Genomic DNA, 14,440 nt, shown 5'->3' with positions numbered 1-14,440 from the left:
GATTTCTATCGACTTTGTTAAATAAACATTGTATGACAACTACTTCTATCAAGCATTTATTCATCATTTTGCTTTTACTTTCCGGTTTGTACGCCTGCAAAGACCGGAAAGAGAAGGGGCAGGAGATTAAGCGGTATATTCCGGACAAGGCTTTTAGCGAACTATTTGATCAGGTACAGACCCATGCGGTTTTCAAAGATTCCAAAACCTTTGTGGACTGTATCCCACTTTCTTCTCCCTTAGAAATACGCGCGTTGTATCAAAAACAAAAAGAGGATCAAAATTTTAATCTCAGCGAATTTATACATGCACACTTTCAATTGCCTGCAAGTTCTCAAAACACTTTTCAGAGCGATTCAAGCCGTAGTATGCAAGAGCATATCCTTGCCTTATGGCCTTACCTTACCCGGAAGGCAACTTTTACTCCGGCTACCAGCTCCTTGCTTCCCCTCCCCGAACCTTATATTGTGCCCGGAGGGAGATTCCGGGAAATCTATTATTGGGACAGTTACTTTACCATGTTAGGTCTGGCAGCCTCCAACGAATGGACTTTGATTCAAAATATGGTCAACAATTTCAGTTATTTGATCGAGGAAGTGGGCTTTATTCCCAATGGTAACCGCAGCTACTACCTCAGTCGTTCTCAGCCGCCTTTCTATGCAAGTATGGTTATGCTTTTGGCTCAACAGCAAAGCATGGACTCGGTGCTACGTTACTTGCCACAATTGGAAAAAGAATACAATTTCTGGATGGATGGCAAAGACCTGCTCACCCCTCGACAACCTGGTCATAAAAGAGTGGTGAGGCTGGAACCGGATGTAATTTTGAACCGCTATTGGGATAATAGTCAAACTCCCAGGGCCGAGTCTTATGCGGAAGATGTCACTTTGGCTAAAGATTTACCGGATACGGACCAAAAAAATTTGTACCGGAATATCAAGGCAGCTTGCGAATCAGGCTGGGATTTCAGTAGCCGTTGGTTCAAAGACGGGCAATCGCTCTCGAGCATTTTTACTACACAAATTATCCCGGTAGATCTAAATTGCCTCTTGTACAAATTAGAATATACCTTGTATGAACTCAACCTGCATCAAAAGAATGAAGCCAAGGCAATTTACTACCGTGCCATTGCAGATTTACGCAAAGAAGCCATTTTAAAATATTGCTGGAATGAAGAACTGGGCTTCTTTGTCGATTACAATTTTCAAGAAAAACAAGCCAGTCCGGTACTCTCACTGGCAAGTGTTTACCCTTTGTATTTTGGTATTGCTACCAACCGGCAAGCCTCCAAAGTGGCAGAGAAGTTGGCAGAAAGCTTTTTACTTTCAGGCGGCCTTGTCACTACGCTCACTGATACAGGTCAACAGTGGGACTACCCCAATGGTTGGGCTCCTTTGCAATGGCTTGCCATACAAGGTTTGAAAAACTACCAACAAGATTCACTGGCTACCGAAATCACACAAAAGTGGCTGCACCTGAACCGGAAAATATATCAACAAACCGGCAAAATGGTGGAAAAGTATAACGTGGCAGACACCTCCCTGTCCGGAGGGGGCGGAGAATACCCTTTACAAGATGGCTTTGGCTGGACCAATGGCGTAGCACTGGCCTTACTGACCGTTTTAGAAAAAGATACTCTCCCCGTTCTTGAGCCGGAAAAAGTAAAATAACTCAACCTTCGGACTCAAAAGACAGTATAAAATAATAGCCAAATTTCGCAAGTCTGAAAAGCTTGTAAATTCTACAATTACCTGGGCACGTCATTGATGTGTTCAGGTTTATTTAGTGCATGCCTTGGAGTTAAAAAACAAACATTGACCCTCAAACTTAACGCCTCTTCTTTACAAATCCCTGCCTACTTGGATATCACATGACCTGAATTGCGGTTGTGCATAAATTCTTTCGATAGAAGGCCCTTCCTCCTTGTCTCTTTTGTGAATATACCCGGGTTTGTCCTTTAAGAATCCGCCGGTACGATTGGTAAAGCGCGCCTGAACTTCAGCGATAATGGCCAAAGCAATTTCATCCGGGGTTTCCGCACCGATATCCAAACCAATCGGACTATGTACCTTATTCATCATCAAGACATCCGTATGTACCTCCTCATCTTTTTGCAATTCATCTATCATTTTCTGATACCGCTTCCGGGGGCCTACCACACCTACATACGCCAGTTGTTCTGTCAACTCATGAGAAAATAATTGCTTGAACACTCCCAGGTCATAGAGGTAATTGTGGGACATCAACACCACTGCCGTATAGGGATCGAATTCAATTTTTCGTAAGATATCTTCTCGTTTGGAATGAATCAAAGCATCCGCTTTCGGAAAGCGGATAGGTGTAATATGCGCCACACACTCGTCAGACATGATTACTTGCCAACCCATCTCTTTTGCCATTGATGACAGAGGAATCGTATCGTATCCGGCTCCAAAAATGACCAATTTGATTTCCGGTTTGATTACTTCAATAAACGCCTCTACAGTGGTATCCGGAAAATCATAGGTTTTAGTTACAGACACTCCACTATCCCGGGCTTGTTGCACATCTTCGGCCAACAAGCCGGCAAAATGGGTATTTTGAAAACTATTATATGTTACCTGATCACCCTGAAACAATAGTCGTTGCCCTATTTGAATACCGGGATTCTCACCTGCGGAGTCAAAAACCGTTGCCAATGCAACAACCTCTCTGCCCGAGGCTATATGCTGTAATATCCGCACAGGATTGTTCGGGTCACTTTCATCAATCGGCTCGATCAATACATCAATGATCCCATTACAGCCCAAACCCAGACCTATCTGGGCCGCAGCGGCATCATCCATAGTATCATAGGTAATCAGGCTCGACTTTTTATCCAAAATCGCCATTCTTGCTTTGCGCAAAGCATCCCCTTCCAGGCAACCACCACTAATCGCCCCGGTCCAACGACCGTCATCAGTCATAAGCATCCTGGCTCCGGGTCTCCTGTAGGAAGAGCCTTGTACCTTGACTACCGTAGCCAAAGCCGCTTTTCGTTCTGTAAAATCTATGCGTTGATAGGCTTCTAAAATACTTTTAATCTCTTTCATTTTTTGTGTTGGTTTAGGTGATACATCTCCTACTTTTTCCTACACCTATTGACAGTTTTCAGGTCGTAATTAAAAATTACATGAAACCTGAGAAAAGAACAAGAAAAGCCGGAAATACTTCCGGATACATTCCCGTTTCACACGAAAACCACCCGCCTCCTCTTCACAACTGCTTCAGCATCCGGCAAATGCCTGGTACCTCTTCTATGAAAATGTCGGGAAATCTGTCATTGATTGAGAATCCTTCTTTTATCTTTGTAGCCAATTGTTTTTCATTTTTTAATCCTTAAACATTAAGCACACAAGTTTGGTAATGAAGAAAGACACAATTTTAGTCACGGGTGCAAACGGTCAGTTAGGTTCAGAGTTGACTACGGCACTTAAAGACCTTTTTGGAGAAGAGCAGGTAATTGCTACCGATATTGTGCAACCCCAAGAAGCCAGTGAAGGTCCGTTTGAATTATTGGATATTCAAGATGCGGAACGGTTTTCAGCATTGGTAGACAAATATCAGGTAACTCAAATCTATCATCTTGCAGCGATCCTTTCGGCCAGAGGGGAGCAGAATCCCGTACAAGCTTGGGACATCAATATGAACGGATTATTGAACGTATTGAACCTTGCCAAAGAAAAATCACTGAAAAAAATCTATTGGCCCAGTTCCATCGCAGTGTTTGGCCCGACCACTCCTTGCGATAACACTCCGCAAAAGACCGTGATGGAACCCAATACCGTATATGGAATCAGTAAGCTTTCCGGTGAACTTTGGTGCCAGTACTATTTTGAAAAGTTCGGGGTGGATGTACGAAGCTTGCGTTATCCGGGTCTGATCGGCTACAAGGCCCTTCCGGGAGGAGGAACTACAGACTATGCGGTGGACATCTATCATAAAGCAATAGAAGGCAAAGAGTTAGAATGTTTTCTTTCGGAAGACTCATATTTGCCCATGATGTACATGCCGGATGCGGTACGCGCTACTTTGGAATTGATGGAAGCGGAAGCTGATAAAATCTCTGTGCATACCTCTTATAACCTGGGTGCATTGAGCTTTTCTCCTAAGGAAATTTACGAGGAAATCAAGAAACATTATCCGGACTTTAGCATTCGCTATCAACCCGATTTTCGTCAAGCCATTGCAGATACCTGGCCAAACTCTGTAGACGATCAACAAGCCCGGGACGATTGGGACTGGAAACCGGAGTATGACTTGGCAGCCATGACCCAAGACATGCTGGACAATCTCAAAAAATTAAAAACAGTGTCCGTATAAATAGAGAAAACCACGGAACTTACTTGTGTAAATATAAAAATACTTGAATATAGGATTAAATGAAAAAGCGGTTGGAGGGGTACGCTCCCAACCGTTTTTTCTATTGCAAACCATACCGACAACTTTATCCTTGCAGCCAATTAATTTCCTGAAAATATTCCGGCAATTTTCTTTCGCAAAGCAGATATCAATCCCACTGCGGCAATGGCGATAAACTTCCAAAACTTGGCCAGTACGGCAAGAAACCCTACTTTCGAAAGGACCTTCCCGGCAATTAACCCTCCTACCCCATACGCTGCTACTTGGTCGATATCCGGATTGAATTCGCTATACCGGTACCCTTCCTTAAAATCGACACTTGCCAACACCGGGTCAATGTCTTGCTTTACCATAGGCAACACATCCATTTCACCAATCACATTAAGGTTCAAATAGCCCTTACGACCTAAGATACGGATGTTATAATTCAAGGTATTGGCCGAATCGCTCTCAAACTTCAACTCCTTCGCCCAGTGAAGTTTTTTGTTTTTACTGTCGTAAAATGGAGAGGAAGCCCAACCTACCAGTTCTATCGCCCCATATCCCTGTTCTATACGCGCTTCATTGATGGCTACGGATTGGCTTTTCATTTCTTCCATAAGTTCATCATAGTCGAGTTCCTGAGCGTCTTCGTCCTCAATATAGCCATCTTCCGAATAGGTGATTTCAATGGCATAAGTGAAATGATCGCTCAAAGGATATGTCTCTTCCGGAAACAACATACCCAGGCATTCGGAAGGCGGATTGCCCCACAAATCTGCCATCACGTATTTACTTTGTTCGGCATCCAGGTACTTATACCCCTTAGGCACTTTCAACAATGCCAAATCTCCTTGAAGGGAAACTTCTCCGTGTTGGAATTGAAAGGATTGGTTAATACTGTCTGCATACTGTTGGTATAAAGCTTCCAGTTGCAAACTGTCTTCTTGGCCATATCCAAGCTGTACAAGCCAAAAGCACAGGATGGTGAGTAGAGTAGTTGATTTTTTCATAAAAAAAGTTTTATGGTACCATAATGTATACAGATTAAAAGGGAACGATCATACAATATTTTCTCGGTTAAATGTAATTTTTACCTTAGAGCATTCCGCAACGGCCCGGTTGTCAGGAAAATACGTCTCCGAGTGGCCGGGTCATACCTTTGAGGGAAAGGCAACCCAGCCCCTTTTCCTCTACCAATGCTTCATCCGCCAACTCTTACAAAAGTCTCCGCAATTTTTTTTAACAGTGTAAAGAGAAGCAGCAAAATCGCAATAGCGATAAATTTCCAGAATTTGGTAAAAAAGGTAACAAAACCTAAATGGGGCAGCACTTTGCCTACAATCAAACCACCCACACCATATGCCGCTACAGGGTCCATTTCCGGATTGAAATCATTATAACGGTACCCCTCACTGAAGTTAACTCCTGCCAAGATTGACTCTATATCCTTTTGAACCCTAGGCAATACATTCATCTCTCCGATGACGTTCAAATTCAGAAAACCTTTCCGGCCTAAAATCCGGATATTATAGTTTAAAGTATTGATCGACCCCCCGCCAAAATTCAACTCTTTGGCCCAATACAGCTTTTTGTCCCGGGCATCGTAATACGGAGGAGCAGCCCAGCCCACCAACTCAATGCTTTCATACCCTTGTTGTACCCGGGCCTCATTGGCCTTTGCCGTGTTTTGCTTCATTGCTTCCAATAAAATTTCATAGTCGAGTTCCTGAGCCCCCTTGTCATCGATATACCCTTCTTCCGAATAGGTGATTTCGATGGCGTAGGTAAAGGAATCACTGAGCGGAAACATCTCTTCCGGAAACAACATCCCCAAGCAATCGGAAGGTGGATTGCCCCATAATTCCGTCATCACATACTTGCTTTGTTCGGCATCCAGGTACTTATACCCTGCCGGGACTTCCAAACAAGCCAGATTTTCTTTTAAGGTAACTTCTCCAAACTGAAAATAAAACGATTGATTGAGGCTGTCCAAATGCTGCTTGTAAATAGTGTCAAAATTCAGGCTGTCATGTTGGCTATAACCAAGTTGGGCCATCAATACCCATAAAGTAAAAAGGAATATGTTTTTTTTCATCCGGAAAAAATTAAAAATGGGTGCTGTGTTTTTAAAGTACTAAACCGCGATTTTCAGAAAAGAAGCCTGGCAAAAAACCAAGTAAACCTTCCATTTCTTCTCCTGATTTCGAGTTACAACAAAGATAATTTGGGAGACCGTACCCTATTTACGTAGTATGAACTGACAACCACTTTTTTGAAAAAACCAGTAGAGGAATATGGTTTTTGTTAGTTAGCGAAGGCCTTCACCTCTTCATCATTTCACACCATCACATACTTCTACAAAGAAATCAAAAACAACAACTTAAGTAAACCAGAAGGAGGTTTGAAGACTTTAATTTCTCTGAAAGAATCGGTAACTTGAGAAAGAACCCACATTTGTCCGCTATGAATACATTGAAATATTTCGCAGCCTATTCCTTACCCCTTACTTTTTGGATTGCCTTGACAAACTATGGAGCATGGAGCTATTTGCCCGTAATCTATGCCTTTGGATTGATTCCTTTTATGGAAATTTTTCTTCCTCCGGATACCCGTAATTTGGAAAAAGTCCAGGAAGAACTGCATAAAAATGATCCCGTATACGATTGGATTCTCTATTTGATCGTTCCCACTCAATACCTCTTTTTAGGCTGGTTTTTGACAACGCTTGCCGGCACTACATTACTTCTCTATGAAAAACTGGGTTTGACAATGTCCATGGGTGTACTTTGTGGAAGCTTGGGTATCAATGTCGCACATGAGCTCGGCCACAGAAGTACTTCACACGAACGCTTCTTGGCCAAAGCCTTATTGTTGACCTCCCTCTATATGCATTTTATCATTGAACACAACCGGGGACATCATAAAAATGTTTCAACACCCGATGACCCATCCTCCGCGCGTTTAGGGGAAGCCGTATATACTTTTTGGATACGCTCCATCCTGTGGGGATACCGGTCAGCCTGGAAAATCGAAACCAAACGCCTGGAAAAGAAAGCGGTTCCTTTTTGGTCATTCCGCAACGAAATGCTCCGCTTCCAGGCTATACAACTGGGGTTGTTAGTAGTGATTTATGCGGGATTTGGCGGACAAGTCTTGTTATGGTACTTATTGGCGGCTTTGATGGGCATTTTGCTATTGGAAACCGTTAATTACATTGAGCATTATGGGTTGGTCCGGGAAAAAACGTCCTCCGGCCATTATGAACGTACCCGGCCTGTCCACTCCTGGAATTCCAACCATATCCTTGGCCGTTTGATGTTGTTTGAATTATCCCGTCATTCCGACCATCATTATTTGGCCAGTCGAAAGTACCAGATCCTGCGCCACCACGAAGAGAGTCCACAGATGCCTACAGGCTATCCGGGCATGATGCTGCTCTCTTTAATCCCTCCTTTATGGTTTTACATTATGAACAATAAAATAAAAATTAGCAGGGGACGACTTTCCCCTATTTTAAAGGACGACTAATTTCTTGGTAAAAATATCACCCAAAAATTTCCGTATCCTGCCTGCACAGTGTAATTTTCCACTACTTTTTGATTCAGCCTTTTCCCCTATTGCTTTTTACAGGTGCAGAAGGCCGTTTTTTACAGACCATCAATGCAAGCGGAGAATTTTACATTATGAAAAATCTAACACTGTTTCTACTGACAGGAATTTTATTGGGATGTATTTCCTGCGGGAAATCAACGGAACAACTAACTGAAATCGAACTTCATCAGAATTGGACCTTTAAAAAATCGTCCGATGAGAAATGGCTGGAAGCCAAGGTACCGGGAACCGTTCAAACCGATTTATTGAATCACAAGCTGATTCCCGACCCCTTCCACCGGAAAAACGAAGATCAAATTCAATGGGTGGAACGAGAAGACTGGGAATACCAAAGTGAATTCACCGTAGATAATACATTGTTGAGCAAGCAAAATGTAGAATTGGTATTTGAAGGGCTGGACACTTATGCCGATGTCTACCTGAATGATTCCTTAATCATCGAGGCAGATAATATGTTTGTTGCCTGGCAAGCTTCGATCAAACCGCTCTTGAAAAATGGCAAAAACACGTTGAAAGTGTACTTTCACTCGCCTGTCAACGAAGGAATGAAAAAGCTGATTCAGGTGGACTATGAGATACGCAATGACAATGAATTAGCCCCTAAAGGAGAACGCACCAGTGTGTTTACCCGGAAACCTCTCTATCACTTCGGATGGGACTGGGGGCCGCGTATCGTGACCAGTGGTATTAGCAAACCGGTGAAACTGCGGGCCTGGGACGATGCCCGTTGGGAAAATGTCTTTGTGAAAGCGGACTCCATTTCTGAAACCAAAGCCACTTACACCGCTTATTTGGAAATTGAAGCGGCAAAAGCCTTTCAGGCAAATGTGGAACTTTGGGTAAGCGACCGTACCATCCCTGTAAGCAAGCCGGTCCAACTAAAAGCAGGTTATAACAAAATTCCTTTTGAGTTTGAGATCAATCAACCCAACTTTTGGTGGAGCCATGGCTTGGGCGAACCTCATTTATACCAACTGGATTTTCGCTTGAAAAAAGGAGGCAGCCTCATTGACGAGCTCTCCGAGAAAATCGGAGTACGTACAATCGAATTGGTACAAGAGAAAGATGCTACAGGCCACTCTTTTTACTTTAAACTGAACGGTGTCCCGGTCTTTATGAAAGGGGCCAATTATATTCCTTCGGAAATCTTTTTACCCAACCAAACCAGAGAAACCTTTCAACGGATCATGGAGGATACCAAAGCAGCTCATATGAACATGCTTCGGGTATGGGGAGGCGCCACTTACGAGGATGATTTGTTTTACGACCTTTGTGACGAGAATGGTATCCTGGTATGGCAGGATTTTATGTTTGCTTGTTCCGAACAACCCGGAGACTCTCTGCATTTAGCCAATATTCAAAAAGAAGCGGAATACAACGTCAAACGCTTGCAAAACCACCCTTGTATGGCTTTGTGGTGTGGAAATAATGAAAACCTGATCGCTTGGCACAAGTGGGGCTGGAAAGAGGGCTATGCCCCGGAAATTGCCGAAAAAATCTGGAAAGATTACGAAACAATCTTTTATAATATTTTACCCAACGCAGTAAAAAGCTTCGATCCTGAATTGGAATATTGGGCCTCTTCGCCTTCGTCAGTTGGCGATAAGTTGCCAGACCGTAAATCAGGCGATGAACACGACTGGACGATTTGGTTTGCCGAAGCACCTTTTTCGGATTTTGGAAAAAATGTACCCCGCTTTGTCAGCGAATACGGAGTACAAGCATTACCTGAGATGAAAACCATCCGGGCATTTGCCAACGAGGAGGACCTCGCCTACCGTTCTGAAATAATGGAGCACCGCCAACGGAGCAATATGCCATGGATCGGGAAGGATATCAATGGCAATGAAATGATGAAGCGTTATATTCTTCGCTATTTTCCCAAGCCTAAAAACTTCGAAGATTTTGCCTATTTGAGCCAGTTAATGCAAGCACAAGCCTTGAAAACTGCTACGGAAGCGCATCGCAGAAACATGCCACACTGTATGGGTTCGCTTTATTGGCAACTGAATGACTGTTGGCCCACCATGTCATGGGCTTCTGTCGATTATTTCGGCCGGTGGAAAGCCAGTCATTATGCGGTTCGGGACGGATTCGAACCCATCCTTTTGTCTCCGGCTGAAGAAGATAAAGTATTCAAAGTATATGCTGTTTCTGACAAATTACAAGAAGAAACCGGCGAATTGAAATTAAGCTTATTGGACTTGGAAGGAAAGGTGATATGGGAAGAAAGTGCGCCTTTGACCATCGCTCCGAACAAAAGCCAGCAAGTGTACCAAATCGATACCCGGAAACTATTGAAAGGCCGCTCTAAGAAAAAAGTTGTCTTTTCAGCAAAACTGGTTAAAGAAGGAAAAGTGCTTGTTGAAAACCTGTACTATTTTGTGGAACCAAAAGACTTGAAGCTATCCGAACCGAAAATCACTGCCAACTTCAAGAAAACGGAAAAGGGTTATGTATTGACTTTACAGACCGATAAATTGGCTAAAGGAGTCTTTTTGGAAATGAAAAGTGATGAGATCCACTTTTCTGAAAATTATTTTGATTTACTACCCGGACAAACCAAAGAAATCTTCATCAACACTCAAAAAACACTTGAAAACCCGGTGGAAGCTTTAAAAATCAAATCGCTGACAGATGTAAAAAATAGCAAGAAAGCATAATTTCCCCATGCTCCAGCTTACAAAAAAAGCACCTACCGATAGTTCTGTAGGTGCTTTTTTTGTGAATAGGTAAATTCGATCACCCATGACGCTAAACATCAATAGCTATTTAAAATAAGTAAGTTCTCCACGGTAATCGCCTTTTAAGATTTTTCCATTTTCCAAAATGAGGTCGTAATGGATTTCAAAATAATGCTCTGAGGTTACCTTGGTTATTTTTACTGTTCCGCCTTCAACATACAGCTCACTTTCCCCTTTTGTAGCAAATACTCCAAACTCAAAGAAATGTTTACCTTCCCGGTCGACAGAGCTATTCGAACTGGCAATAAATTCATAAGTACCCGCTTTAAATTCCGTTGTTCCCGGAGAAAAAAGCTCTATATAGATGATCATGCTTGGGTCGACAAAGTCCTCTTTGTCTTCGTCATAGTCTGAGTCTCCAATGTAGAAGTCAAAATTATAATGCATATCGTAGGCCCCGTAATCAATGATATAACCATCCAATAAGGAATACGTTTGGTTATCCACGGTAATTTCATTTTTCACCGGGTCCGGATCCTTTTTCGAACAGGAGCTCAATGCAAAAATGAGTAATAGAGAGCACAAAAGACTTTTTGTAAACTTGGCTGGATTCATAGTAAGTAGGGGTTGGGTTTATCTTTGCAAACATTTTGACCCTACTTACGAAAGCACCTTCAGGATATTTCTTACATATTCCTTTGAAATACGGCCTTGTAATAAACAAGTAGTAATAGGTATTTTTAATTACTCTTAAATATAATTATCACTAGTAAAAATCAGCTTTATTCCCGATGCTGAAATTTCCAAAAAAGAAGGCTTCACTATATGAGCCTCTTACAGACAGGTTTTTCCTTGAATGTATAAATATTCAGGGTTACTGCAGAATTGCGGAAACCCTTTGTGGTTCACTGCAAGTGATGGGTATATTGTCACATAAAAATCATGTAACAAATGAAAATGGTCAACAAAATCACAGCCACTGCAATAATGTCTTTGTGGACTTCTCTTCCGAAAATTTTCATATTCTCTATTTTACCACAAACCTCTGCATTTTCCTACAAAATCGGTAGGTTTGTCATGGCTGATTTTTTTCTGCCGCTTCTTCAAATTCCTGAAAGCCGTTTTCATGCCCCACAATAATATCATTTACTTCGATATAGGGTTTTCCAAACAACGCTGTGTCCCGCAGTTCTTCTATAAAAAAGTAATGCCACTTTAGCTCATCGCATTCTATGATCAAAAAATCAGAAGTACGGGCATGGTGCGCTTCGCTGTCAAAAAAACGAACCGTCAGATGCTCTTGATACTTTTCCACAAGGGGCAGCACTGTTTGCTCAAAAATTTTTCCTCTTTGTTCGCGACTAAGCGAAAGCCATTGATGATTAGCCCGGTACAAGATCAGAATCGTAAATTTCATATTGGATGAAGTTAAAGATGGAATTTTGGAAGCTCCCTTGCTTGGCAAAGTCAACACCAGTAGTAGTGTGAAAGCGATTAAAAGTAGTTGTTTTTTCATTCGACTCATTATTTTTCCACAAAACAAGTCACTATTTTCCACCTGTGCATTAACATAGGTCAAGAGCGTAAAAAAAATTGCCAGGGGGAGGATTCTATGGAGTTCACTAGTAACTTAACCATAGCTTAACAGCAAATTCCCAGGGCTTAGCGGTGATTGTCATAATTTTGAGTGCTCCAATCAAACGGATGAAAAAATCAATAGCTTCTTGCAATGAGGCTGGGATTTGCATTGTAATGGGATAAATTTAATAAACTTAATTTTCAACTATTATTCACGAATTAACATGATAAAACAGAAACTTTTACTTGCACTAGCTCTTATGTTGACCTTCTGCAAAGTGCAGGCACAATCTTCCCTGAAAACCGAAAATGTAATCTTAATCACCCTGGACGGTTTGCGATGGCAGGAACTCTTTACCGGAGCAGATGCCAAACTGGTAGGAAATAAAGAATATGTAGGCAACCCCGAAGCTTTAAAAAAAGAATTTTGGGCAGGGAGTGCTAAAGAAAGACGACAAATCCTGATGCCGTTCTTTTGGTCGGTGATTGCACAAAAAGGCGTACTTTATGGTAACCGGCATTTTGAAAACTTTGTCAATGTGAAAAATGACTATTGGTTTTCTTACCCGGGATATAATGAAATCCTGACCGGCTACCCCGATGAAAAAATCAATAGCAATGATAAAGTAGACAACCCGAATGTGACGGTTTTAGAATTTATAAACCAACAAAAAAGGTTTAAAAACAAAGTAGCGGCTTTTGGTTCTTGGGATGTTTTTCCTTATATCCATAATGAGAAACGAAGCAAAATCCCTGTCAATGCCGGCTTCCGAACGTCAAAGGATAAACCGCTTTCTCAAAAAGAAAAATTTTTAAACGAACTTCAACCTCAAGTGCCCAGCCCTTGGGGCTCGGTAAGGCTGGATGCCTTTACACACCACTATGCGATGGAATACCTCAAAAAGCACCAACCCAAACTTGTACATATCGCTTATGGTGAAACCGATGACTTTGCTCATGACGGAGAATACGATGCTTACTTAAAATCGACCCGGCAAACCGATGCTTTTATCAAAGAGGTTTGGGATTGGGTACAGTCTCATCCCAATTATAAAAACAAAACAACCTTGTTGATTACCACCGATCATGGCCGGGGTACGGAGCCGTTAAAAACCTGGAAACACCACGGTAAATCCCAGAAAGGCTCAGACGAAATATGGATTGCAGCCATCGGACCGGATACTCCGGCATTGGGTGAGGTAAAAGAGAAAGGGCAATTATTTCAAAACCAAGTGGCCCAAACCGTAGCCGCATTTTTGGGTGTTGAATATACGAATGGCCACAAAATCGGAGAGGTTTTGTCTGGTCTTTTTAAAAGTTTGTAACCACTACTTTAAGAGAGTTGAGCAGTGGCTTAACTCTCTTTTTCATTCTTTCCAATTTCTTTTTTCAATGGTGCGAACGTTATCAACATCCTTTATGGTCAACAAATATTGCAAAAGCAGTTCAAGTTCCCGGTCGTCTTTTTCCCCGTTAAATTCTTCCGGGTAAATGGCATTGCCATAATTGTACCTGGCTTTGTGAGGAGTATCGTCAATGATCAACATTTGTTCAAGTGGTGCAAAGCCTCTTTTCTTTACTTTTTTAAGGATTTTGACATAATTCAAATGATTATCTAAATATCCCCAATATTCCAGTGTATGGAGGTTGTATTGTAAAGCACATTTGGAGCGTCCCCATACAAACTTTAATTCATACTTTGCAGGAAATATATTCCGCACGATTTCTTTTACATAATCGTCTGTTGCGGAAGACCAAACAGCAACGTCAAAGTGCTTGTGCAACTCAACAAGAAAATAATCAAGCCCGGGACGCTTGTATACTTTGTATTTGTCAAACTCAAAATCCCAATCTTCATTTTGCGGTTCATCCGTGGCATGAATAAGGGTTTCGTCCAAGTCCAGAATGACTAATTTACGATTTTTAATGTATGAAGACTTCAAAATACAGGTGTTATCTAATTTCCAAAAACAAAAATCACACTCATGTTTTCAGCATTTAACATAAAAAGTAGTAGTTTTAAATCTTGCCAATATATTATTGGCAGGATGGCAAGGAAGCGGACGCTCCACATTGACATATAAATAAAATTCCCCCTTTTTTAGCCAAGATACAAATTCCGGAAATGCCTTCGTCTTAATGCAAGGTAAAAGCGGGAAGTGGGCAATCTATTGTCTGGCAAAGTGCAATTTGCCTCTCAATAT

Annotated in this window: 11 protein-coding genes; 5 read left to right on the top strand and 6 right to left on the bottom strand. The window is 41.9% G+C overall.

From position 1 onward, the window contains the following. The first annotated feature begins 32 nt into the window (after positions 1-32). On the top strand, positions 33-1,670 hold the full coding sequence (gene treA / locus AAG747_RS20880) for an alpha,alpha-trehalase TreA (protein WP_346823168.1): 1,638 nt from the start codon (positions 33-35) through the stop codon (positions 1,668-1,670). Between the two features lie 171 nt (positions 1,671-1,841). On the opposite strand, the gene AAG747_RS20875 is transcribed toward treA, so the two are convergent. Further along, positions 1,842-3,071 carry an XdhC family protein gene (locus AAG747_RS20875; protein WP_346823167.1) on the bottom strand — a complete coding sequence of 410 codons (1,230 nt, stop codon included), beginning with the start codon at positions 3,069-3,071 and terminating at the stop codon, positions 1,842-1,844. 313 nt (positions 3,072-3,384) lie between these two features. Between AAG747_RS20875 and AAG747_RS20870 the strand changes: the two genes are divergently transcribed. Continuing rightward, positions 3,385-4,341, top strand: a complete 957-nt coding sequence (locus AAG747_RS20870) for an NAD-dependent epimerase/dehydratase family protein (protein ID WP_346823166.1) — start codon at positions 3,385-3,387, stop codon at positions 4,339-4,341. Between the two features lie 140 nt (positions 4,342-4,481). Here the strand turns inward: AAG747_RS20870 and AAG747_RS20865 are convergent, their stop codons facing one another. Further along, entirely contained in the window at positions 4,482-5,372 is an 891-nt protein-coding gene (locus AAG747_RS20865; RefSeq protein ID WP_346823165.1) for a DUF2167 domain-containing protein, read from the bottom strand. A gap of 191 nt (positions 5,373-5,563) precedes the next feature. Next, positions 5,564-6,457, bottom strand: coding sequence for a DUF2167 domain-containing protein (locus AAG747_RS20860; protein WP_346823164.1), 894 nt, complete (start codon positions 6,455-6,457; stop codon positions 5,564-5,566). Positions 6,458-6,825: 368 nt separating this feature from the next. On the opposite strand from AAG747_RS20860, the gene AAG747_RS20855 reads away from it, so the two are divergent. Further along, positions 6,826-7,890 carry an alkane 1-monooxygenase gene (locus tag AAG747_RS20855; RefSeq protein ID WP_346823163.1) on the top strand — a complete coding sequence of 355 codons (1,065 nt, stop codon included), beginning with the start codon at positions 6,826-6,828 and terminating at the stop codon, positions 7,888-7,890. 155 nt (positions 7,891-8,045) lie between these two features. Beyond that, complete coding sequence (locus tag AAG747_RS20850; RefSeq protein WP_346823162.1) at positions 8,046-10,637, top strand: beta-mannosidase; 2,592 nt, start codon at positions 8,046-8,048, stop codon at positions 10,635-10,637. Between the two features lie 105 nt (positions 10,638-10,742). Here the strand turns inward: AAG747_RS20850 and AAG747_RS20845 are convergent, their stop codons facing one another. Continuing rightward, positions 10,743-11,273, bottom strand: coding sequence for a hypothetical protein (locus tag AAG747_RS20845; protein WP_346823161.1), 531 nt, complete (start codon positions 11,271-11,273; stop codon positions 10,743-10,745). A 460-nt stretch (positions 11,274-11,733) separates the two neighbouring features. Then, positions 11,734-12,174, bottom strand: a complete 441-nt coding sequence (locus AAG747_RS20840; protein ID WP_346823160.1) for a darcynin family protein — start codon at positions 12,172-12,174, stop codon at positions 11,734-11,736. Between the two features lie 286 nt (positions 12,175-12,460). On the opposite strand from AAG747_RS20840, the gene AAG747_RS20835 reads away from it, so the two are divergent. After that, positions 12,461-13,561, top strand: a complete 1,101-nt coding sequence (locus tag AAG747_RS20835) for a sulfatase-like hydrolase/transferase (RefSeq protein WP_346823159.1) — start codon at positions 12,461-12,463, stop codon at positions 13,559-13,561. A 42-nt stretch (positions 13,562-13,603) separates the two neighbouring features. On the opposite strand, the gene AAG747_RS20830 is transcribed toward AAG747_RS20835, so the two are convergent. Continuing rightward, positions 13,604-14,179: an NIF family HAD-type phosphatase gene (locus AAG747_RS20830; protein ID WP_346823158.1), complete on the bottom strand. Its 576-nt coding sequence runs from the start codon at positions 14,177-14,179 to the stop codon at positions 13,604-13,606. Positions 14,180-14,440: the final 261 nt, after the last annotated feature.

The sequence above is a fragment of the Rapidithrix thailandica genome (assembly GCF_039710355.1).
GTDB lineage: Bacteria > Bacteroidota > Bacteroidia > Cytophagales > Flammeovirgaceae > Rapidithrix > Rapidithrix thailandica.
The sequence above is the reverse complement of the archived record's forward strand: the minus strand, read 5'-3'. Positions and strand labels throughout refer to the sequence as shown.